Annotated in this window: 20 protein-coding genes; 12 read left to right on the top strand and 8 right to left on the bottom strand. The window is 59.1% G+C overall.

Annotated elements, in window-relative coordinates:
• Window positions 1-69: 69 nt before the first annotated feature.
• From ACR0CE_RS06920 to ACR0CE_RS06910, 3 genes are all read right to left on the bottom strand, one after another.
• Window positions 70-1,524 (bottom strand): NAD(P)(+) transhydrogenase (Re/Si-specific) subunit beta, encoded by a 1,455-nt coding sequence (locus tag ACR0CE_RS06920; protein WP_209504484.1) that lies wholly within the window; start codon window positions 1,522-1,524, stop codon window positions 70-72.
• A gap of 13 nt (window positions 1,525-1,537) precedes the next feature.
• A complete protein-coding gene (locus tag ACR0CE_RS06915; RefSeq protein ID WP_480831589.1) occupies window positions 1,538-3,109 on the bottom strand; it encodes a Re/Si-specific NAD(P)(+) transhydrogenase subunit alpha in 1,572 nt (523 codons plus the stop codon).
• A 129-nt stretch (window positions 3,110-3,238) separates the two neighbouring features.
• Window positions 3,239-3,688, bottom strand: a complete 450-nt coding sequence (locus tag ACR0CE_RS06910; protein WP_267364290.1) for a methyltransferase family protein — start codon at window positions 3,686-3,688, stop codon at window positions 3,239-3,241.
• Window positions 3,689-3,860: 172 nt separating this feature from the next.
• Between ACR0CE_RS06910 and kynU the strand changes: the two genes are divergently transcribed.
• Window positions 3,861-5,054, top strand: coding sequence for a kynureninase (kynU, locus tag ACR0CE_RS06905; protein WP_480831587.1), 1,194 nt, complete (start codon window positions 3,861-3,863; stop codon window positions 5,052-5,054).
• On the opposite strand, the gene ACR0CE_RS06900 is transcribed toward kynU, so the two are convergent.
• Window positions 5,047-5,625 carry a TetR/AcrR family transcriptional regulator gene (locus ACR0CE_RS06900; protein WP_480481812.1) on the bottom strand — a complete coding sequence of 193 codons (579 nt, stop codon included), beginning with the start codon at window positions 5,623-5,625 and terminating at the stop codon, window positions 5,047-5,049. The two genes, kynU and ACR0CE_RS06900, sit on opposite strands and share 8 nt — an antisense overlap.
• Before the next feature lie 98 nt (window positions 5,626-5,723).
• Here ACR0CE_RS06900 and ACR0CE_RS06895 point away from each other — a divergent pair, with 98 nt between their 5' ends.
• Both ACR0CE_RS06895 and ACR0CE_RS06890 read left to right on the top strand, forming a co-directional pair.
• Window positions 5,724-6,188, top strand: coding sequence for a (2Fe-2S)-binding protein (locus tag ACR0CE_RS06895; protein WP_480481813.1), 465 nt, complete (start codon window positions 5,724-5,726; stop codon window positions 6,186-6,188).
• Between the two features lie 3 nt (window positions 6,189-6,191).
• Window positions 6,192-8,432, top strand: coding sequence for a xanthine dehydrogenase family protein molybdopterin-binding subunit (locus ACR0CE_RS06890; RefSeq protein ID WP_480831585.1), 2,241 nt, complete (start codon window positions 6,192-6,194; stop codon window positions 8,430-8,432).
• A 59-nt stretch (window positions 8,433-8,491) separates the two neighbouring features.
• Here ACR0CE_RS06890 and ACR0CE_RS06885 read toward each other — a convergent pair whose 3' ends face one another.
• The 3 genes from ACR0CE_RS06885 to ACR0CE_RS06875 all read right to left on the bottom strand — a co-directional run bounded on the left by ACR0CE_RS06885 (window position 8,492) and on the right by ACR0CE_RS06875 (window position 12,111).
• Complete coding sequence (locus ACR0CE_RS06885) at window positions 8,492-9,271, bottom strand: gamma-glutamyl-gamma-aminobutyrate hydrolase family protein (protein WP_480476009.1); 780 nt, start codon at window positions 9,269-9,271, stop codon at window positions 8,492-8,494.
• Between the two features lie 221 nt (window positions 9,272-9,492).
• Complete coding sequence (locus ACR0CE_RS06880) at window positions 9,493-9,918, bottom strand: GlcG/HbpS family heme-binding protein (RefSeq protein ID WP_480476007.1); 426 nt, start codon at window positions 9,916-9,918, stop codon at window positions 9,493-9,495.
• A gap of 57 nt (window positions 9,919-9,975) precedes the next feature.
• Window positions 9,976-12,111, bottom strand: coding sequence for a malate synthase G (locus tag ACR0CE_RS06875; protein WP_480831583.1), 2,136 nt, complete (start codon window positions 12,109-12,111; stop codon window positions 9,976-9,978).
• A 206-nt stretch (window positions 12,112-12,317) separates the two neighbouring features.
• Between ACR0CE_RS06875 and pepN the strand changes: the two genes are divergently transcribed.
• From pepN to ACR0CE_RS06840, 7 genes are all read left to right on the top strand, one after another.
• Window positions 12,318-14,870, top strand: coding sequence for an aminopeptidase N (gene pepN, locus ACR0CE_RS06870; RefSeq protein ID WP_480831581.1), 2,553 nt, complete (start codon window positions 12,318-12,320; stop codon window positions 14,868-14,870).
• Entirely contained in the window at window positions 14,867-15,295 is a 429-nt protein-coding gene (locus ACR0CE_RS06865) for a hypothetical protein (RefSeq protein WP_480486259.1), read from the top strand. The genes pepN and ACR0CE_RS06865 overlap by 4 nt, the downstream gene beginning before the upstream one ends.
• A gap of 129 nt (window positions 15,296-15,424) precedes the next feature.
• On the top strand, window positions 15,425-16,684 hold the full coding sequence (locus ACR0CE_RS06860) for a hypothetical protein (protein ID WP_480831579.1): 1,260 nt from the start codon (window positions 15,425-15,427) through the stop codon (window positions 16,682-16,684).
• A gap of 81 nt (window positions 16,685-16,765) precedes the next feature.
• Entirely contained in the window at window positions 16,766-18,277 is a 1,512-nt protein-coding gene (gene gatB / locus ACR0CE_RS06855) for an Asp-tRNA(Asn)/Glu-tRNA(Gln) amidotransferase subunit GatB (protein ID WP_480831577.1), read from the top strand.
• A 147-nt stretch (window positions 18,278-18,424) separates the two neighbouring features.
• On the top strand, window positions 18,425-19,681 hold the full coding sequence (gene pepT / locus ACR0CE_RS06850; RefSeq protein ID WP_480557536.1) for a peptidase T: 1,257 nt from the start codon (window positions 18,425-18,427) through the stop codon (window positions 19,679-19,681).
• An 80-nt stretch (window positions 19,682-19,761) separates the two neighbouring features.
• Window positions 19,762-20,193: a DUF4177 domain-containing protein gene (locus ACR0CE_RS06845; protein ID WP_480557538.1), complete on the top strand. Its 432-nt coding sequence runs from the start codon at window positions 19,762-19,764 to the stop codon at window positions 20,191-20,193.
• Between the two features lie 161 nt (window positions 20,194-20,354).
• On the top strand, window positions 20,355-21,431 hold the full coding sequence (locus tag ACR0CE_RS06840; RefSeq protein ID WP_480831574.1) for a PLP-dependent cysteine synthase family protein: 1,077 nt from the start codon (window positions 20,355-20,357) through the stop codon (window positions 21,429-21,431).
• Window positions 21,432-21,440: 9 nt separating this feature from the next.
• Here the strand turns inward: ACR0CE_RS06840 and ACR0CE_RS06835 are convergent, their stop codons facing one another.
• Window positions 21,441-21,695 (bottom strand): BolA family protein, encoded by a 255-nt coding sequence (locus ACR0CE_RS06835; RefSeq protein WP_209597754.1) that lies wholly within the window; start codon window positions 21,693-21,695, stop codon window positions 21,441-21,443.
• Between the two features lie 106 nt (window positions 21,696-21,801).
• Between ACR0CE_RS06835 and ACR0CE_RS06830 the strand changes: the two genes are divergently transcribed.
• Window positions 21,802-22,428 carry a J domain-containing protein gene (locus tag ACR0CE_RS06830; RefSeq protein WP_480475989.1) on the top strand — a complete coding sequence of 209 codons (627 nt, stop codon included), beginning with the start codon at window positions 21,802-21,804 and terminating at the stop codon, window positions 22,426-22,428.
• A 131-nt stretch (window positions 22,429-22,559) separates the two neighbouring features.
• Window positions 22,560-23,108, top strand: coding sequence for an NYN domain-containing protein (locus tag ACR0CE_RS06825; RefSeq protein WP_480482335.1), 549 nt, complete (start codon window positions 22,560-22,562; stop codon window positions 23,106-23,108).
• Window positions 23,109-23,148: the final 40 nt, after the last annotated feature.

Raw genomic sequence — 23,148 nt, 5'->3', positions numbered from 1 at the left:
GCCCCCAATGGTACAAGTAAAGAAAAGGGCGCCCAAAGGCGCCCTTTGCAATTGGATCAGACCGGTGGATCAATCGATCATCGGCAGCAGCTTGTCCAGCGATGCTTTGGCGTCGCCATAGAACATGCGGGTATTTTCCTTGAAGAACAGCGGGTTTTCGATACCCGAATACCCTGTACCCTGACCACGTTTTGACACGAAGACCTGCTTGGCCTTCCAGCATTCCAGAACCGGCATACCGGCAATCGGGCTGTTGGGATCTTCCTGCGCCGCAGGGTTCACGATGTCATTCGAGCCGATGACGATGGCCACATCCGTATCCGGGAAGTCGTCATTGATCTCGTCCATTTCCAGAACGATATCATAGGGCACCTTCGCCTCGGCCAGCAGCACGTTCATATGGCCCGGCAAACGGCCCGCGACCGGGTGGATCGCAAAACGCACCTCTTTACCCTTGGCGCGCAGCTTACGGACCAGTTCACTGACCGATTGCTGTGCCTGCGCCACCGCCATACCATAACCGGGAATGATGATAACGCTGTCGGCATCGTTCAGGGCTGCAGCAACGCCATCCGCCTCGATGGCCACCTGCTCGCCCTCAACGGCCATCTGTTCACCCTGCGGGCCACCAAAGCCGCCCAGGATCACGCTGACAAAGTGACGGTTCATCGCCTTGCACATGATGTAGGACAGGATTGCACCGCTTGAGCCCACCAGCGCACCGACCACGATCAGCAAGTCATTGCCCAGCGAGAAACCAATCGCCGCCGCGGCCCAGCCCGAATAGCTGTTCAGCATCGACACAACCACCGGCATGTCCGCGCCACCGATGCCCATGATCAGGTGATAACCGATGAACAGCGCGGCCAGGGTCATTAGGATCAGCGGCAGCAGCCCACCGGACGAGGTATACCAGATCAAGCAGATCAGCGAGAGACCCGCCGCCGCTGCGTTCAGCGCATGACCACCGGGCAACTTTGTCGCCGCCGAGGTCACTTTGCCCGCCAACTTGCCATAGGCCACGACCGAACCGGTAAAGGTGATCGCACCGATAAAGATGCCCAGGAACAGTTCTACATGAAGGATTGCCAGCTCGGCCGGCGTCTTCTTGGCAATCAGTTTGGCAAAGGTGCCCAGATCATGCAGATCCGCCTCTTTCGCCGTATCCGCAATCGCCAGGACCTGCGCCACGTTGCCGATCTCAAAATGCGCATTGAAACCCACAAACACCGCGGCCAGACCTACCAGCGAATGCATCGCGGCCACAAGTTGCGGCATCTCGGTCATCTGGACGCGCTGCGCCACGTATTGACCGATCAGACCGCCGCCAATGATCAGCAGGATCGACAAAAGCCACAGGCCAGAACCGGGGCCAACCAGCGTGGCAAAGACCGCCAACGCCATACCGACGATGCCGTACCAGACCGCGCGCTTGGCGCTTTCCTGGTTCGACAACCCGCCAAGGGAAAGGATGAATAAAACAGCCGCAACAACGTAGGCGGCAGTGGTGAAGCCAAATTCCATGTGCCCGGCCTCCTTAAGATTTCTGGAACATGGCGAGCATGCGCCGGGTTACGAGGAAGCCGCCGAAGATGTTGATCCCGGCCATGAAGACGGACAGCGCCGCCAGCAGAATGACCAGGAACGACCCCGATCCGATCTGCATCAACGCCCCAACGATAATGATCGACGAGATCGCGTTGGTGATCGCCATCAGCGGCGTGTGCAGGCTGTGCGAGACATTCCAGATCACCTGGAAGCCTACGAAAATGGCCAGCACGAAGACGATGAAATGCTGCATGAAGCTGGCCGGGGCAACCAGCCCCACCAGCAGCATCAGCGCGCCACCAACACCCAAAAGGGTGAACTGCTGCTTGGTCTGCGCCTTGAAGGCCGCAATCTCCTGCGCCTTTTTCTCTTCCGGGGTCAGTTCCTTGACCTCGGGCTTCTTCTGCGCGGCGATCGCCTGAATCTTGGGCGGTGGCGGTGGGAAGGTGATTTCACCTTCATGCGTCACGGTCGCGCCGCGGATCACATCGTCTTCCATGTTGTGATTGATCTGACCGTCCTTTTCGGGCGTCAGGTCTGTCATCATGTGACGGATGTTGGTGGCATAAAGCGACGAGGATTGTGTCGCCATTCGGCTGGGGAAGTCGGTATAACCGATTATGGTCACGCCATTGTTGGTGACAACTTTCTCATCCGGCACGGTGCCTTCGACGTTCCCGCCTCGCTCGGCTGCAAGGTCGATGATGACCGAACCCGGCTTCATCGCCTTGACCATATCCTCGAGCCACAGCTTGGGCGCCGGACGGTTGGGGATCAGGGCGGTGGTGATAACAATGTCCATCTCGGGTGCAAGTTCGCGGAACTTGGCCAGCTGCGCGTTGCGGAATTCTTCCGACTGGACCGAGGCATACCCGCCTGTGGCCGCGCCGTCCTGCTGCTCTTCCTCGAAGTCCAGATAGACGAACTCAGCCCCCATCGATTCGACCTGTTCGGCCACTTCAGGGCGCACGTCGAACGCGTAGGTGATCGCGCCCAGCGACGTGGACGTCCCGATTGCGGCCAGACCGGCCACACCGGCCCCAACGATCAGCACCTTGGCAGGAGGAACTTTACCGGCGGCGGTCACCTGGCCGGTGAAGAAACGGCCAAAGTTGTTGCCTGCTTCGATCACGGCGCGATAGCCTGCGATATTTGCCATCGACGACAGCGCGTCCATCTTCTGCGCGCGCGAGATGCGTGGCACCATCTCCATGGCGATCACGTTGGCGCCCTTGGATTTGGCCAGCTCCATTCCTTCTTCGTTGCCCGCAGGATTGAAGAACGAAATCAGGGTCTTGCCCTTGGTCAACCGTTTCAGTTCGGCCTCAGTCGGGATACGAACCTTGGCAATGATATCTGCAGTCTTCCACAGCGACGCTGCGGTCTTGACCACCTCAACGCCTACGGCCTCGTATGCGGCATCCGAAAAACCGGCAGCCGCGCCCGCGCCTTTCTCGATCAGGCACTCATAGCCCAGTTTCTGCAATTGCACGGCCGAGTCGGGCGTCATTGCAACCCGGTTCTCACCGTCCAGTATTTCCTTTGGCGTGCCTATCTTCACTGGCAGTCCCCCTAATTTTTACTCTGTCCGAGCGGGTGGTCGGTATTCTTTGTTAAGCAAAGATGTATCCTGCGCAACATTATTTCGCAAGCGCAGCATTTTTTACGTAACATCACAAAATCAGCCACCTTAGATCCAACGCCGCGTCTTGCGTTCATAGCGTGCGAAATCCGTGCGGAACTGCCGGCGCAGGCGGTCTTCTTCCGGCAGGATAAACCGGCGCTCCAGCACCCAGACGAAGACCGGAACCAAAACCAGTGACAACACGGCGTCAAACCGCAGAATCAAACCCGCAAGAATCAGTACGTCCCCGACGTAGATCGGGTTTCGACTGCGTTTGTAGATGCCCGTTTGCACCATCGCGGTCGGTGTCTCATGGGGAATGACGGTTGTTTTATGGCGGCGAAACTCGACAATGGCCAGAACGGCCATCAGAACGCCACCGCCGATCAGAACTCCACTGAGAAGGTCGGTCAGGCCGCTCTCTAGTGACAGGCCCAGCGCCATGTATCTGGCTTGTGCCCATGCCAGCACCGCAAAAGCGATCAACCAAACTGGCGGTACATCTATCCAGCGCATTCTAAGCCCTCATGAACGACGACGGTGTCGGGTGTGTGTCGCTTCTGACCGACGTCCTACCGTTTTTCGGCCAGATTAGCAAAAGACCAGTATGTCGCATCGATAGACAGACATGTCAGGATCGGCTACCCCAAATGCAACAAAAGACGACCACACAAGTGAGTGAGCCTTCATGACCGATTTTGCAGCAACCAAAGCCATGTTCGACCTGCCCGAGGGCGTGATTTATCTGGACGGCAACTCTTTGGGCCCGCTGCCTAAAACGGCTGCGTCCCGTGTGCAGAACATGCTGACCGAGGAATGGGGGCAAATGCTGATCACCGGCTGGAACAAAGCCGGTTGGATGGGCCTTCCCACAGGGCTTGGAGATCGAATTGGCCGCCTGATCGGAGCCGAGCCAGGCAGCGTCGTGACCGGCGATACCCTGTCGATCAAGGTTTATCAGGCCGTGTCCTCTGCCCTTGAACTGAACCCGGCCCGCAAGGTTGTGCTTTCTGACAATGGGAACTTTCCGTCAGACCTGTACATGGTCGATGGCCTGCTGCGATCCCTTGGGAGCCCATACGAACTGCGCGTCGTCGACCCGCAGGACGTCGCAGATGCAATCACCGAAGAGGTCGCAGTCCTGATGCTGACCGAAGTGGATTACCGCACGGGCCGGATGCACGACATGAAGGCACTGACGGAACTGGCCCACGCCAACGGTGTCGTGGCGGTTTGGGATCTGGCGCATTCCGCAGGGGCCATCCCCGTTGACCTTGCAGGGTGCAATGCAGATTTCGCAGTCGGGTGTACTTATAAATACCTCAATGGCGGCCCCGGTGCGCCCGCGTTCATTTATGTTGCGCCCCGACTTGCAGATAGTGTGCGCCCGGCCCTGTCTGGTTGGCTGGGGCACGAAGCGCCCTTTGCCTTTGACCTGGACTATCGCCCCGGAAGCGGGATTGAGCGTATGCGCGTGGGAACACCTCCGATCATCCAAATGACCGCACTTTCGGCGGCCATGGACATCTGGGATATGGCCGACATGGCGGATGTGCGCGCCAAGTCCATTGAATTGACCGAGCTTTTCATTCGTCAGGTCGAGGCGACCTGCCCAGACTTGCAATTGGACAGTCCGCGCGCGCCCGAGCAGCGTGGCAGTCAGGTTTCATTCCGCTTCAAGGAAGGCTACGCCGCGATGCAAGCGCTGATCGCGCGTGGTGTCGTCGGAGATTTCCGCGCACCTGACACAATGCGGTTTGGTTTCACGCCGCTGTATATCGATGAAAGCGATGTCGAGCGTGCAGTCGGGATTCTGGCGGATGTCATGCAGAACAAGCTTTGGGACACGCCCGAGTACAAAACCCGGCAGCGCGTTACCTGATTTCCAGCCCGGCCCCGATCAGGGCCGCCAACTGGTTGGTGCGCCTTTCAAATTCCTCGGCGTCTGACGCAGTCAGCTTGATCCCCTTCAGCGTGACCGTAAGTGTTTTCGCCGTTTCTTCAGGCGTGTCGAACAGACGAACGCGGCCAGCACCCTGCTCTCGCCTCAGCCATTCGGCATAAAGCGCGGCAAGTTCCCCTTCGCCCCGTTCGACAATGTCGATGGCCATGGATTTGGTCGTGTCCAGCATCTCAAGCCCATGCGGCGACGCCAAAATCGCAGCCATGCCCTCGGTCTGGGCGTGGATCGCCTTTCTGGCAATGTCCGAAACCGAGCCTTCACCGTTCAGCGCCTCGGCCACCGCTGCGGTCTTTTCCTCGTAATGCCGTTCGGTCAGCTTGCGAACGATCGCTTCCTTGTTCCTGTAATACAGATAAACCGCTGGCCGTGACATCCCCGCACCGCGCGCAATGTCATCCATCGAGGTCTTGCGGAACCCGTATGCGGAAAAGGCCTGAAAAGCAGATGCTAGGATCGCTTTCTGCCGGGATTCGTCACTCGTATCTTTCATGCGCAAATCTCTGACATTTTTTGTTTAATTTGTCAATTGACAGACTGACACTTTGCAATCATTATGTCAGAACCTGCCACAGTTACAAAAGGTGCGCCATGGCGACGGCCCTGAAGATTAACGGAACCCCTCATCAGATCGACCTGCCGGATGATGTCCCCCTGCTTTGGGTTCTGAGGGATGAGGTTGGCCTGACCGGCACCAAGTTTGGCTGTGGCGTCGCCGCTTGCGGCGCCTGTACGGTTCATATCAATGGCGAGGCGGTACGTTCGTGCCAAGTGGCGCTGTCGGATGTCTGGGGTGACGTGACCACAATCGAAGGCGTTGGCACGCCAGAAGCACTGGCTACTATCCAGCAATCCTGGGCTGATCATCAGGTGGCGCAATGTGGCTATTGCCAGTCGGGCCAGATCATGCAGGCCGCTGCCCTGCTTGCGGAAAACCCTGCGCCCACGGACGCAGAGATCGATGAGGCGATGCAGGGAAACCTGTGCCGCTGTGGCACCTACCCCCGCATCCGGGCCGCGATCCACGACGCAGCATCGAAGTTGAAGGAGGCGTAAGAGATGGCTTCTGTTGGCAAAATTATCCGCCGCACGTTCCTGATCGGCTCGGCCGCGATCGTCGGTGGCGTCGCCTTTGGCGCGTATTATGTCACCCGCCCTGCCCCCAACCCGCTGAAACCGAAAGAAGGTGAAGCGGCCCTGAACCCCTTCGTGCTGATCGATCAGAATGGCATCACCCTGTTCGCGCCCCGTGCCGAGATGGGACAGGGCGTGAAAACCACGTGGGCCGCGCTGATCGCCGAAGAACTGGACGTCGATCTGGATCAGATCACCGTTCTGCACGGTCCAGCAGCCGCCGCCTATTACAACTCAGCCATGATGGGCGAGGGACTGCCAAACAAGGGCTACGACATCTCGGACTTCCAACACAACTTAGGTGAAGCTCTGGGGGTTCTTGGCAAGGCCCTTAGCCTGCAAGTCACAGGCGGCTCCACCTCGATGAAGGACGGGTTCGAGAGGATGCGGCAAGCCGGTGCTTCGGCCCGTGAAACGCTGAAACGCGCCGCCGCTGATCGGTTGGGTATCGACCCCTCGGATCTGAAAACAGCTTCAGGCCATGTCATCACGCCAAACGGTGACAAGATCGCTTATACCGATCTTGCAGTGGAAGCGGCCGGACTGGAACCCGTCGAGGTACCTTTGCGAGACCCGTCCGAATGGCGTTATCTGGGACGGACACAACCGCGACTGGACATGGTGGGCAAAGTGACAGGCACTGCCGAGTTTGGCATCGATGTTCGCCTGCCCGGTATGAAATTTGCTGCCGTGCGCATGAACCCCAAACTTGGCGGCGCGATGAACAGCTTTGACGACAGTGCTGCAATATCCATGCCCGGGGTCGAGAAGGTTGTTGATCTGGGCACAGGTGTTGCCGTGATCGCGAACAACACATGGCTGGCCAATCAGGCGGTTGAGGCTGTTGAGATCGACTGGGGCGATGCGCCATATCCACCTGATACCGATGGCATTTTCTCAAAGATTGCCGAGGCGTTTGACGGCGCGCCGAACTCGACCATGCGCGATGATGGCGATGTCAGCGTGACGCCGGATGGCGCAACCCAGGTCACTGCCGAATACCAAGTGCCCTATCTGGCGCACGCCACGATGGAGCCGATGAATGCCACCGCGCTCTATACCGGAAACGCTCTGGATCTGTGGTGCGGCAATCAGGCCCCGACGCTGATCCGTTTTCGCGTTGCGAATACCGCAAATCTGGACACTGAGGCTGTTCAGATTCACACCACCTATCTGGGGGGTGGGTTTGGCCGCCGGGGCGAACTGGATTTCGGGGAAATCGCCACCAAGGTCGCCATGGCCATGCCTGGCACACCGGTCCAGACAACCTGGAGCCGCGAAGAAGACATGCGCCATGACTACTTCCGCCCCGGCGCCATCGCCCGGATGCGCGGCGCTGTTCAGGACGGCAAGGCGGTTCTTATTGACGGCAAGGTTGCAGCGCAGTCCTGCACGCAACAGGCGGTCGAGCGTTACACCGGCTTCCCCGGAGGCGGACCCGACAAAGTGCTGGTCGAAGGGTTCTTCAACCAGCCTTACGCCGTGCCAAACTACTGGATGAGCGGCCACGTCGCTGATCTGGCTGTCCCGGTGGGCTTCTGGCGTTCGGTCGGCAACAGCCACAACGGCTTTTTCCACGAGACCTTCATGGACGAATTGGCCCATGCCGCAGGGCGCGACCCGCTGGACTTCCGGCTAGAGCTGATGAGAACCGAACATGCCCCGTCTGCTGGATGTCTGGAGGCGGTCAGGGAAATGTCCAACTGGACCGGAAAAACACCTGACGGTGTGGGCCGTGGCGTAGCCTTCACCTACAGCTTCGGCACTCCGGTGGCTCAGGTTATCGAAGTGGTCGACGAAGACGGTGCCATCCGCATCCACAAGGCCTGGATCGCCTGCGACATGGGGCTGGCGCTGGACCCGGAAAACGTCAAGGCACAGATGTTTGGCGGCATGATGTATGGCCTGTCGGCTGCGTGTTTCGGCGCGATCACCTTTGCCGACGGGGAAGTCGAGCAGTTCAACTTTCCCGACTATGACGCCCTTCGTATGCATACTGCGCCACAAGTCGAGGTGCGCGTTCTGGAGACCAATCGCCATATGGGCGGCGCTGGTGAGCCCGGCACCCCCCCCTCGATGCCCGCACTGGGTAACGCTCTGTTTGATTTAACCGGAAAACGTGCGCGCAGCCTGCCGCTGGTCAATCAGTTCAACCTGCTGGTCTGATTGCCATTTACCTTCCCCTGCACCGGTCCGTCGCGCGCCCGCACGGTCCGGTGCCCTAGTCAGGCTGATTTCTGAACTGCCTGACAGGCAATCCCCGCCGCCCATCCCCGCACAGCCATGCCGAAGGCTTCGAACAAGGGGCGTGAAACCGGGTCGTTGATCGCATCCCATTCGGGATGCCATTGCACGGACAGCGTAAATCCGGGCGCGTCCTTGATGTAGATCGCCTCGGGCGTTCCGTCCGGCGCATGCCCATCGATCACCACACGCTGTCCGATGCACTTGATCCCCTGCCCGTGCAGCGTGTTTGTCATGACCTCCTGCGCACCAAACAAGTCGTGGAACACACCGTTTTCCGTCAGTTTCACCACGTGGCGCAGCGCAAATTTTTCCTCAAGTGTACCATCGGGCGGCATCCGGTGGTTCATCCGCCCCGGCAGATCACGAATTTCCGGATAGAGTGTTCCGCCCATGGCCACGTTGACCTCTTGAAATCCGCGGCAAATGCCCAGAAACGGCTGACCCCGTTCCACACAGGCCCGAACCAGCGGCAGGGTGATCGCGTCACGCGCGCGGTCAAACTCTCCATGCGCCTCGGTAGCCGGTTCACCATATTCTTCGGGATGCACATTGGGGCGACCGCCGGTCAGAAGAAAGCCGTCGCAAACCTCCAGCAACTCCTCAACCGACACATAACGGGGATCGGCGGGGATCAGCAGCGGCAAACATCCCGATACGTTCGCCACAGCGTCCGAATTCATCGTCCCCCCTGCATGGGTCGGGTATTGATCGTTCATGAGGTATGAGTTGCCGATAATACCAACAACGGGTCGAGACATTCCGCTTTCCTTGTTATACATCCCCTTGAAAAGGAAGCTAACCGCAGCTTCACAGTCGTGCAAGAATACACCTCCTGCGTGACAGCGCAGGGACGTGTTCAGGGGTGCACAAATACCCCCCGCGATCAGTCAAGTCACGGCTCGTTTTCCCCGCCTAAAACTTCAAGTCGGAAACATGCGCCAAGTCATTGCTTTGACGGAGCTGCTCTCAATGGTCGGACTTAAATCTCGCCGTCCAACCCAGCGGCCTCAATTCCCGCCATCGCAACGGCAGCATCGTTTTCTGACGTGTCGCCGGTTACCCCAACGGCACCGATCACGTCGCCCTTTCGACCCCGTATCAAGACCCCGCCCGGAACTGGTACGACCTGCCCGCCATACACTCCGTTTACAGCCGCCATAAAGTAGGCTTGCGCCTCGGCCCGTTGCATCTGTGCCGTGCCCGCCATGCCCAGCATGACAGAGCCATATGCCTTGCCATGCGCAATCGCAAAGCGGCCCGGTGCTGCATCATCCTCACGCTCGAACGCGATGACGTGGCCGCCTGCGTCCAGAACAACCACCGAAAGTGGCTTCAGCTCCATCTCGCGGCCTTTCTCAAGCGCTTTGCGGATAATGGTGCGGGCTTTGCGAAGGGAAACTTCCATGTGCATTCCTGTGTCTGCATGTCGAAAGAAGAAAGGGGGCGGATCGCCCCCTTCGTTTTACGCTGTGGCTGCCTTCAATTCCAGACGGCGTGCGTGCAGGACCGGCTCGGTGTAGCCCGAGGGCTGCACACGGCCTTTGAACACAAGGTCACAAGCCGCCTGAAAAGCAATTCCGTTAAAGCCCGGCGCCATCGGGACATAACCCGGATCACTTGCATTCTGGCGATCCACGACGGCCGCCATTTTCTGCATCGCAGCCATCACCTGTGCCTCGTCGACAATGCCATGATGCAACCAGTTGGCCAGCGCCTGAGACGAAATCCGGCAGGTCGCACGGTCTTCCATCAACCCGATGTCGTTGATGTCGGGGACTTTGGAACATCCTACGCCCTGATCGACCCAACGCACGACATAGCCCAGAATGCCTTGTGCATTATTCTCGACCTCGCGCGAGATTTCCGCCTCACCAAGATTGCGCCCCCCCAGCAGAGGAATGGTCAGCAAATCGTCAAGCGTTCCTCGGGCACCCGCCGCTGCGATCTCGTCCTGACGGGCCAGTACGTTGACCTTGTGGTAATGTGTGGCGTGCAGCGTTGCAGCTGTAGGCGACGGCACCCAGGCGCAGGTGGCGCCAGATTGCGGATGGCTAATCTTTTGCTCCAGCATATCGCCCATCCGGTCCGGCATCGCCCACATGCCTTTGCCGATCTGCGCCTTGCCTTTCAGGCCGCAGGCCAAACCGATATCGACGTTGCGGTCTTCATAAGACGCAATCCAGGGCGTGTTCTTGATGTCGCCCTTGGGCAGCATCGGCCCAGCCTCCATCGAAGTGTGAATTTCATCGCCAGTGCGATCCAGAAAACCGGTATTGATGAAAGCCACGCGCGATTTCGCGGCGCGAATGCACTCTTTCAGGTTCACCGACGTGCGGCGTTCCTCATCCATGATCCCCAGCTTTACGGTGTTGCGCGGCAAGCCAAGGATGTCTTCGACCATGTCGAAAATCTCGACCGCAAAGGCAACCTCTTCCGGCCCGTGCATCTTGGGCTTTACCACGTAGACCGACCCTTCGACTGAGTTACCCCCATCCCGTCGCAGGTCATGCATTGCGATCAGAGTGGTGCAGAGCGCGTCCATCAACCCTTCGCCAATCTCGCGCCCTTCAGCATCCAGAACGGCCGGGTTCATCATCAGGTGGCCGACATTCCTCACCAGCATCAGCGAACGACCCTTCAAGGTCGCCTGCTCACCTGTCGGTGTAGTGAAGGTCAGATCCTCTGCCAGCTTGCGGGTAAATGTGGTGTCGCCCTTGGTGACGTCTTCGGTCAGATCACCCTTCATCAGGCCCAGCCAGTTGCCATAGGCCACGACCTTATCCGCTGCATCAACACAAGCGACCGAGTCCTCGCAGTCCATAATCGTTGAAAGGGCGGATTCCAGCCGGACATCGGCGATACCTGCGCGATCAGTGGCGCCGATGGCGCCAGTCGGATCGATCATGATCTGAATATGCAGACCATTGTTTTTCAGAAGCACAAAATCCGGCTTGTCTGCCGCGCCACCGAAACCAACAAATTGAGCAGGGTTTGCCAGTGCTGGGGAAAGAACACCTTCTTCGACATGCAGTCCCGACACGTCGACCCAAGACCCACCAGCCAGAGGTACAGAGTCATCCAGAAAGGCTTTCGCCCAGACTATCACCCGTGCACCGCGCGCCGCATCATACTCACCGCCTGTTGGCAGATCGCCTATCGCATCGGTGCCATAAAGCGCATCATACAGGCTGCCCCATCGCGCGTTCGCCGCGTTCAGCGCAAAGCGCGCGTTGGTGATCGGCACAACCAGTTGCGGACCCGGCGTCAGCGCAATCTCGGGGTCGACATGCGTCGTGTCGATCTGAAACCCGTCGCCTTCCTCGACCAAATAACCGATTTCCTTTAGAAAAGCCTGATAGTCAGTGGGATCAATGCTCTGCCCCTTGCGCGCTATATGCCAGCTGTCGATGCGCCCTTGAATATCGGCCCTCTTGGCCAAAAGCGCGCGGTTCTTCGGCCCCAGTTCAGACACCAGTCGCGCCAGACCCGCCCAGAAATCCTGTGCCGACACACCCGTACCCGGCAATGCCTGCGTCTCGATAAACTCTGCCAGTATTGGATCGATCTGCAGCCCGCTCAGGGTTTGTCTGCGACTCATCTTCCTGCTCTCCGCGATTGTGTGCCATTGTATGCGTAAGTGACTTAGGCCGAAAGTTTCCGATAGGCAACTTTCGACTTTGCGTTAGGGTTATTCGGATCGAAGGGAAGCTGTTTCAAAAACAACAAGGGAATGGCGGGGGCCAGTTGCAGCTCTGGAACGATGCCCCTAACGTCGCGCCAGACACGAACCGATGCGAGGCCCCCATGCGCGACGCTGCCCCCACCACGATCTTCCTGAAAGACTACACTCCGTTTGGTTATCTGCTGGACAGCGTACACCTGACCTTCGATCTGTCCGCACATGCAACACGGGTCACGTCGCGTATCGCGTTTCGTCCAAATCCCGACGCGACCGATCGCACCTTTTTCCTGCATGGCGAGGATCTGAACCTGATCCGCGCGTCCATCAACGGATCCGAAGTTTCGCCTGACGTCACGGACAAGGGCCTGACCGCCGATGTTCCCGACGCTCCGTTCATCTGGGAAGCCGAAGTTGAGATCGATCCGGGCAACAACACGGCGTTGGAGGGGCTTTATATGTCGAACGGCATGTATTGCACCCAGTGCGAGGCAGAAGGTTTCCGCAAGATCACATATTACCCGGATCGCCCCGATGTCATGTCCACCTTTACCGTGCGTATCAATGGCGACCTGCCGGTTCTGCTGTCGAATGGCAACCCTTCGGGCAAAGGCGAAGGATGGGCCGAATGGACCGACCCGTGGCCCAAGCCTGCTTATCTGTTTGCGCTTGTCGCTGGGGATCTTTTGGCCCATCCCGACCGGTTCACCACCAGATCAGGCCGGGATGTGGCGTTGAACCTGTGGGTGCGTCCGGGGGATGAGGGCAAGTGCGCCTTCGGCATGGAGGCGCTGAAGAAGTCCATGAAATGGGACGAAGATGTCTATGGCCGGGAATACGATCTGGACGTCTTCAACATCGTCGCCGTCGATGACTTCAACATGGGCGCGATGGAAAACAAGGGGCTGAACATCTTTAACTCTTCGGCTGTTCTGGCCAGTCCTGAAACCTCGACCGATGCCAATTTCGAACGGATCGAGGCGATCATCGCGCATGAGTATTTTCACAACTGGACGGGCAACCGCATCACCTGCCGCGACTGGTTCCAGCTGTGTCTGAAAGAAGGTCTGACCGTCTTCCGCGATGCACAGTTCACATCCGACATGCGCTCGGGCCCTGTGAAACGCATTCACGACGCCATCGACCTGCGCGCGCGGCAATTCCCCGAGGATAACGGCCCGCTCTCGCACCCGGTCCGGCCCGAAAGCTTTCAGGAAATCAACAATTTCTACACGGCCACGGTTTACGAAAAAGGTGCCGAAGTCATCGGCATGTTAAAGCGGCTGGTCGGGGATGAGGCCTATGCAAAGGCGCTGGACCTCTATTTTGACCGCCATGACGGGCAGGCCTGCACGATCGAGGATTGGCTGAAAGTGTTCGAAGACACCACGGGCCGCGACCTGACCCAGTTCAAACGTTGGTACAGCCAGTCGGGCACACCGCGTTTGACCGTATCTGAAGATTGGGCCGACGGGACCTATACCCTGACGCTGAAACAGCGCACCGATCCCACACCGGGTCAGGCAGAGAAACTGCCCCAGGTGATCCCGGTCGCTGTTGGCCTGCTGGGGCCAAACGGGGATGAGGTCCGCACGACAGAAGTGCTGGAACTGACAGAGGCCGAGCAGAGTTTTCAGTTCACCGGGCTTGCGACAAAACCCACAGCCTCGATCCTGCGCGATTTCTCGGCACCGGTCATTCTGGAACACGATCATTCAAACGCCGAACGCGCGTTTCTGCTGGCGCATGACACAGATCCGTTCAACCGCTGGCAGGCTGGTAGATCGCTGGCGCAAGACACCTTGCTGCGGATGATCTTGGACGAGGCAACCCCGGACGCCGATTACCTTGACGGGCTGCTGGCTGTGCTGCGCGACGACACGCTGGACCCGGCCTATCGCGCCTTGATGCTTGGGCTGCCGACGCAATCCGAACTGGCTGCGGCGTTGCATGAACGCGGCCAGACGCCCGATCCGATGGCAATCTGGTCGGCGGTCGAAACGCTGCGGCAGGCCACGGCACAGCACGTGCAGGATCTGCTGCCCCGCCTGCACAGCGAGGCGTTGGTTGATGGCCCCTACAGCCCGGATGCCGAGCAATCCGGCAAACGCGCCCTTGGCAGCGCGGCATTGGCGCTGACCTCTCGGCTGGACGGGGGGGCAATGGCGGCCAATGTGTATGCCAACGCGGATAACATGACCCTGCAACTGACAGCCCTGTCCTGCCTGCTGCGCGCCCGCAAGGGCGAGGCGCAGCTGGCCGCCTTCTATGACCAATGGCATCATGACCGGCTGGTCATGGACAAATGGTTTGGCTTGCAGGTGACCATGGCCGCACCCGAGGCGACACCGGAAACGGCAAAGACGTTGACCGGGCATCCCGATTTCAACTGGAAGAACCCGAACCGGTTCCGCGCTGTCATGGGCGCTCTGGCGATGAACCACGCGGGGTTCCACCAGTCGGATGGCGCCGGGTACAGCCTGCTGGCCGATTGGCTGATCCGCCTTGATCCTGTGAACCCGCAAACCACGGCACGGATGTGTTCTGCCTTCCAGGCCTGGAAACGGTACGACACCGGGCGTCAGAACCTGATGCGCACGCAGCTTTCTCGCATTGCGGAAACGCCGAACCTGTCGCGCGACACGACGGAAATGGTATCCCGCATCCTCGGCGCATGACACCCTACAGCTTTACCCGCCGCAACCGGAACACACGAACACTGATCATTCTGGCTATTGTCTACGTGGCACTGCTGGCGCTGGTCATCCTGCTCGACGCCGCTTGGTGGGTTGTCGGCCTGCTGTCTCTTGCCACTCTCCCCGCGATCTGGGACGTGATCCAGAACACCAGCGCTGGCGTGCATCTGGACCGGGATGCGGTGCGCTGGTTCACGGGCAATCGTAAGGGAGATATCCCGATGCGGGATATCGACCATTTCCGATTTGACACCCGGTGGGACTTCTCCGTTCGCGTATCCATCGTCCTGAAATCCGGGAAACGAATCCGGCTGCCAGATGAGTCTCTGCCGCCGCATCGGGATCTGGAAACCATTCTGAAACAGGCAGGTTTTCGCGTAAACCGTCATCATTTCACTGTTTTCTGAAACACTGCGTGATCTAAGGGCGCATTGGACACAAAAAACAAAGTTTATTAAGCAAATTACTTGAATTGAGCCTGATACCTCGCCAGACTTCAGACTCAGTTAAGTGTTTTTACAGTTTTGAGTTTTACCATGTTTCGGTCGTTAAGGGCGCTGTTTGCCCAGCCCATATCCAATCCCACGGACGCCTCAGAAGATCTGTGCGCAACGAAATCTGCGCTGGCCGCTGCCCTGCCTGAACATGGGCAGCTCAACATTCCTGTTGCAACGTCGAATTGCGACAATCTGATTGGACATTCTACAATCGAACATGGGCGCTATCTGGCCAGACAGGATCGCTGGACCGAGTTGTCCGATGAAATGCGTGCAGCGGATCAGGATCGTGCTGCCGTGTCGGATGGTATGCCGATTGCCGATCTTTTGGCGTTCGGGGCCAGATCTGACGTGGTTCTGGCTGCGGAACATGCGCTGTCGGACGGCAAGGCCATATCCGATTACGATTTGCTGGGTGGTATTTCGGAACTGGAAGGCGAGTTGTCAGACAACCCCGGTGATCCGATGATCGCTGCCGTTGTGGCGTTGGCCCATATCGACCTGGCCTGGGCCTGGCGCGGGAATGCCGCGGACACGGCCTTGCCGCCCTTGCACCGTTCGCGCTGTGCCGCTCATTTCGACCGGGCCGCTGCGATCCTGCCCAAGTGCAAGGCGGATGCACCGGACAGCCCTCTGATTGCGGCCGCCGGTTGTGCCCTGTTGGCCGGGCAGCGCAAGTCAAACGCCCGCGTTGCCGATGAGTACGAGCGCCTGATCACACTGGACCCGCGCAATCAGCGTCACATGCGCGCGATGGGCAGCCATCTTTTGCCCCGGTGGTTCGGCAGCTACGCAGAACTTGAATTGCAGGCCTTGCGCAATGCCGTCCGGACACAGGATATCTGGGGCGCAGGTGGATATACGTGGGTGCAATTCGATGCCATCGCTTTGGACGAAGAGGCCTGCGCGCAGGTCGATGTCGAATATTTCCTTGAAGGATTGCGCGATATCGTAGGCCTGCGCCCTGACCAGCAGATGATCAATATGTTGTCGGCCTATTGTGCAATCACCATTCAGAATGGTCGCGGGCTGAACGAAAAGGCAGACAATGTCCGCGCCCAAATGCGCGACACCGCAAACTGGCTGATCCGCGATCACCTGACCGAGCTTCACCCCCTGATCTGGGCCCATGCCGCCAACGGGTTCAACAACTCGGTCCGCATCAACTCGCCCGAGCGGTTTGCTGCGCGCGGTCAGCGCGACGCGCTGCGCGCCATCTCGGATTTGTTCCGGGATGAACTACGCAGCGGTAAGGATGTAACCTTCACACCGTCCGGTCTGCAGTTTTCCAAGAACTGAACGCGTCAGGATTCCCCCTTGCCCCTAGGCCCTGCCGGGCCTAATACGCAGGTTTAGACTTCTGCGGAAATGAGGCGCGCCATGCTCGACCTGACATACGAAATGCCCAAACCCAAAACCATTGCCGGGGCCAAGCACGATTGGGAACTGGTGATCGGGATGGAGGTGCATGCGCAGGTGTCATCCAATGCCAAGCTGTTCTCGGGCGCGTCCACAAAATTCGGGGCCGAGCCGAATTCGAACGTGGCTTTCGTGGATGCGGCAATGCCGGGAATGCTGCCGGTGATCAACGAGTTCTGCGTGGAACAGGCAGTGCGCACCGGGCTGGGCCTGAAGGCGGATATCAATCTGAAATCGGCCTTTGACCGCAAGAACTATTTCTACCCTGACCTGCCGCAAGGTTACCAGATTTCCCAGCTTTATCATCCGATTGTGGGCGAAGGCGAGGTTCTGGTCGAGATGGGTGACGGCACTGCGCGCATGGTGCGGATCGAACGCATTCACATGGAGCAGGACGCCGGCAAATCGATCCACGACATGGACCCGCACATGTCCTTTGTCGACCTGAACCGGACCGGTGTTTGCCTGATGGAGATCGTCAGCCGCCCTGATATTCGCGGGCCGGAAGAGGCCGCTGCATACATTGCCAAGCTGCGCCAGATCATGCGCTATCTGGGCACCTGTGACGGCAACATGCAGAACGGCAACCTGCGGGCGGATGTGAACGTCTCGATCTGTTTGCCGGGCGCTTATGAGAAGTATCAGAAAACACAGGACTTTTCGCATCTAGGCACCCGTTGCGAGATCAAGAACATGAACTCGATGCGGTTCATCCAGCAGGCCATTGAGGTCGAAGCCCGCCGCCAGATCGCCATTGTCGAAGCCGGTGGCAAGGTCGAGCAGGAAACCCGCCTGTATGATCCAGACAAGGGCGAAACCCGGTCGATGCGGTCCAAGGAAGAAGCGCATGATTACCGCTATTTCCCCGATCCTGACCTGCTGCCGCTGGAGATCGAACAGGCATGGGTGGACGATATCGCCGCCCATCTTCCAGAGCTGCCTGACGACAAAAAAGCGCGCTTTATCAGTGAGTTCGGCCTGACCGACTATGACGCCTCGGTACTGACTGCCGAAGTTGAATCGGCGGCCTATTTCGAAGAAGTCGCGCAGGGCCGCAATGGCAAACTGGCCGCGAACTGGGTGATCAACGAGCTGTTCGGACGTCTGAAAAAAGAAGACCACGACATCACGGATTCGCCGGTTTCTCCGGCGCAGCTGGGTGGGATTATCGACCTGATTTCCTCTGATGCTATCTCGGGAAAGATCGCCAAGGACCTGTTTGAAATCGTCTATACCGAAGGCGGTGATCCGGCGCAGATCGTCGAGGATCGCGGGATGAAACAGGTCACCGACACCGGTGCGATCGAGGCCGCACTGGACGAGATCATCGCGGCCAATCCGGCCCAGGTCGAAAAGGCCAAGGTAAACCCCAAGCTGGCTGGCTGGTTCGTGGGTCAGGTGATGAAAGCGACCGGCGGCAAGGCCAACCCGAAGGCCGTTAACGATTTGGTCAGCAAGAAGCTGAGTTCCTGAACCTTACATTTTGTACAAGCCTGCCAGTGGCAATTGTCAGGTTTGTACAATCAGATTTCCACGATTTCTTAAGAAATGGGGTCAGCTCATCGGCTTGACTTCGCCTGTGATTGCACCCTTTCTTCCGACCCAGAGAGGTGAGGTATCATGCAGAACAGATTTGATCAGGAACTCGAAGATCGGCTGGTGCGTTACGCGGCGATCGACAGTCAGAGCGACGAGACCTCGGCGACCACGCCGAGCACCCCGATACAGTTCGACATGCTGAACCTGCTGAAGCAGGAACTGACCGAGATCGGCGCCAAGGATGTGACGCTGACGGGTGACAGCGTGGTCGTCGCGACCATCCCCGGCACCGCACCCGGCCCGACGGTGGGCTTTCTTGCGCATGTGGATACGGCCCCCCAGTTCAATGCAACGGGCGTCAAGCCGCGGGTGATCAAGGGGTATAACGGTGGCGACATTTCCTTTCCGGACGACCCGGATCTGGTGCTGTCTCCGGACGAGAACCCCTATCTGGCCGAAAAGATCGGACATGATCTGATCACGGCATCGGGCACCACCCTGCTGGGCGCGGATGACAAGGCCGGGGTGTCGATCCTGATGACTATGGCCCGGCATCTGATCGAAAACCCGGATATCCCGCACGGGCCTATCCGCATTGCCTTTACCCCGGATGAAGAGATCGGGCGCGGCGTTACCGAACAGCTGCCCAAGGATCTGGGGGCGGATTTCGCCTATACTCTGGACGGTGCCGAAGTGGGCGAGATCGAATATGAAAGCTTTTCGGCCGACCGTGCCGTGATCCGGATCGAGGGGGTATCGATCCACCCCGGACTGGCCAAGGACAAGATGGTGAACGCAGCCCATCTGGCGGCGAAGATCGTGCAGACTTTGCCGCAGGCCACCATGACGCCCGAAACAACCGATGGCCGCGACGGGTTCATCCATGTCACCGACATGAGCGGCGGATCGTCCGAGATGGAAATCAAGCTGATCCTGCGCGATTTCGAGATGGAGGGCCTTGAGGCGCAACGTGACATCGTACGGCAGGTCTGTGCCGCCGTGCAGGCCACGGAACCGCGCGCGACCATCACCTGCGACATCAGCCACCAATACCGGAACATGCGCTATTGGCTGGAAAACGACATGACACCTGTTGATCTGGCGCGCGACGCCTGTCGCGAGCTGGGGATCGAGCCGCTGTCGGTCCCGATCCGCGGCGGCACCGACGGGTCGCGCCTGACCGAGTTCGGTACCCCCTGCCCCAACCTGTTCACCGGAATGCAGTGCATTCACGGGCCACTGGAGTGGATTTCGGTACAGGACATGGCAGTGGCGACCGAGCTGTGCCTGTCGGTTGTGACAAAGGCGGCACAGGCTGGCGGCAATAATCAGGGCTGATAACCGCCGGTCGGGCGACGGCTCTTTCACCCGGGGGTCAGCGTGGTAAGTTGGCGCGAACAGGTATTTAGGAACACTTGATGCAGCTTTTTGAATACAAGGTCGTCCCCGCGCCGCAAAAGGGCGTGAAAGCCAAGGGCGTGAAAACGGCCGAGGGCCGCTTTGCGGTCTCGGTCGAACAGGTTCTGAACCAGATGGCGCAGGACGGCTGGGAATACCAGCGCGCCGAGCTGCTGCCCAGCGAGGAACGCTCGGGCCTGACCGGATCGACCACAAACTGGCGCAATGTGCTGGTGTTCCGGCGGGTCGTGGCCGAGGAAGTCGATGCGTCGGTGATCGGAGACGTACCCGAGTTTGACGACACCCCATTGGCCCAACCGATCCCCGGCCCCGATGTGGTGGCCGCGCCGAAACCAATTTCGGAAGACGCGAATGAGCCGCCTTTGTCGTTGAAAAGCCGGGAACAGGTTGACCAGGACACTGACACCGCGGGCGACAAGAAAGACGCCTGAGACGGATCAGGGTTTGACGTGCGGTTACACCTGCAACACGGTGTGCACCGCAGTTTGAGCAGCCCGCCCGCGGGCAGGTTTGGCGCTGCGGGCGCGATATGTGCTTATCAACCCAGCGAAATCTGTGGCATGTTAACTGGACAACCGGGAGGGACTTTGAAATGGGTATTCGGCAGACACAGGGGCGGGCACGCCTGTATGACAGCATCCTTGATACAGTCGGCGACACGCCCTGTATCCGGATCAACCGGATCGCGCCGGAGCATGTGACCGTTTATGTGAAGTTCGAAGCGTTCAATCCGGCGGGGTCGGTCAAGGACAGGCTGGCGCTGAATATCATTGAGGCGGCAGAACGGGATGGGCGGCTGAAACCCGGCCAGACGGTTGTCGAGGCGACATCGGGCAATACCGGGATCGGGCTTGCCATGGTCTGTGCGGCCAAGGGATATCCGCTGGTTGTGACGATGGCCGAAAGCTTTTCGGTCGAGCGGCGCAAGCTGATGCGCTTTCTGGGCGCGAAGGTTGTTCTGACCCCCAAGGCACAAAAGGGGTTCGGCATGTATACCAAGGCCAAGGAACTGGCCGAGGAAAACGGGTGGTTTCTGGCCAGCCAGTTCGAGACTGCCGCCAATGCCGATATTCACGAGAATACGACCGCGCGGGAAATCCTTGCGGATTTCGAAGGCAAGCAGCTGGATTACTGGGTGACGGGCTATGGCACCGGTGGCACGGTCGCCGGGGTGTCGCGCATGTTGCGCAAAGAGCGGCCCGATACGAAAATTATCCTGACCGAACCAGCTAATGCCGCCATCGTGTCGTCAGGCTATGTGAACACGCGCAACGACGATCACCAGCCCACCGAAAGCCACCCCAATTTCGAGCCCCACCCGATTCAGGGCTGGACGCCGGATTTCATTCCATGGGTCCTTCAGGAAGCCATCGACAATTCCTATTACGACCAGCTGATCCCTGTTCCGGGGCCGCAAGGGATTGAATGGTCGCGCCGCCTGGCCTCGGAAGAGGGGATATTCACTGGCATCTCGGGCGGGTCGACCTTTGCGGTGGCGATGAAACTGGCCGAAACCGCAGCGCCAGGATCGGTCATGCTGGTGATGCTGCCGGATACGGGCGAGCGTTATCTGTCGACGCCTCTGTTCGAGGGGATCGAAGACGTCATGACGGATGAGGAATATGCGATCTCGGCCTCGACCCCGTCGGCACAGATGAGCGCTGAATAGGGCGCAGCGTCAGGTTCCGATATCCAGCGCCAGCGCGTGGATGCGGGGCACGATATCGCCCAGCGCCTTGTGCACGGCCCGGTGGCGGGCGACGCGGGATTGACCGGCGAATGCGGCGGCGCGGATGCGGACGTTGAAATGGCTTTCGCCGCCTTCCCTGTGGCCTGCATGGCCGCGATGGCTTTCGCTGTCGTCGATCACGTCTAGTTCATGCGGGTCAAAGGCGGCTTGCAGGCGGGTTCGGATTTCGTCGGTCACGCTCATTTTTTTGCTCAGCGGCAAAATTTTTGCCGCCCCCCTCTTCTACTTTCGGCTGCTTAGACTAAACTGCTGCCTCCGAGTCGAAAAGATGCGTTCGTGAGGATAGAGCATGGCGAAATCAGACCCCTTCGGATTCGATATGTCCGTTTCCAGCGCCAAGAAAAAGAACCCGCGTGGGCGCCGGGGCATGTCGGGCGCGTCCGAGACCTCGGTCCGGATCTGCGATCACGACGGGTGTGACGAGCCGGGCAAGTTCCGCGCGCCAAAGGCACCGGATGTTCTGGATGACTATTTCTGGTTCTGCCAGCAGCACGTGCGTGAGTATAACCAGAAGTGGAACTTCTTCGATGGCACCACTGAGGCCGAGCTGAACGCGCAACGCTCGAAGGACAAGGTTTGGGAACGTGAGACCAAGCCGATGGGAGACCCGGAGGCGCGCGCCTGGGCCCGTCTGGGCATTGAGGACCCGCATCAGGTTCTGGGCGCCAACAGCACGCAGAACAAGGGGCGCACCTCGGGTGGTGGCGGACGTCGCCTGCCCCCCACTGAACGCCGTGCAATCGAGATTCTGGAAGCCCATGACAGCTGGTCCAAAACCGAAGTGCGCAAGGCGTACAAGAAGCTGATCAAGGTGCTGCATCCGGACATGAACGGCGGCGACCGGTCGCAGGAAGAGCAGTTGCAAGAGGTCGTCTGGGCCTGGGACCAGATCAAGGACAGCCGGAATTTCAAGTAGGGCCGCCGTCAGTCGCCAGCTGTTTACACAGTTTGAACGGATTGTGAGGATGCTGTCTGGAAACCTGTTTCAATTCCCGCAATAGTAGTGGGAATTGAAACAGTGCTTTTCCCGGAGCAACCGCTGTGCGTATGCCTTTCTTTTTGCTGCTTGCCTCACTTTGCGGGCTGGTCGTGGCGCAGTTCTATCCAACCGAGATGGACTGGCTGTTCCTTTTGGCCCTGCTTTGTGTGTTCGCCAGTACGATCCTTCTGATCCGGGCCTGGTTCGGCTGGCGCAGGGCCAACACATGGATCATCGTGGACGGGTCGAACGTGATGCACTGGAAAGACGGCGCACCGGATCTGGCTACGTTGCGGCAGGTTCTGGCCAGCCTGAAGCAAGCCGGGTTCAAACCGGGCGTCGTGTTCGATGCGAATGTCGGGTACAAGGTCGAAGGGGAATACATGAACGACCGGGCGCTGAGCCGCGCCCTGGGCTTGCGGGCCAAACGGGTCATGGTCGCGCCCAAAGGCACGCCGGCAGATCCGCTGATCTTGCAGGCGGCGCGCGACAGCAAGGCACGTATCGTGACAAATGACAGGTTCCGTGACTGGGAGGACGAGTTTCCGGATGTGTTGAAAGCGGATCGCCTTGTGAAAGGTGGTTTTCGCAAGGACGAGCTTTGGTTTTCGCTTTGACCACGCGACCACAGCTTTACGCAACGATCCGGGTTTCGTA

This window comes from Ruegeria sp. L11 (assembly GCF_056531755.1).
The sequence above is the reverse complement of the archived record's forward strand: the minus strand, read 5'-3'. Positions and strand labels throughout refer to the sequence as shown.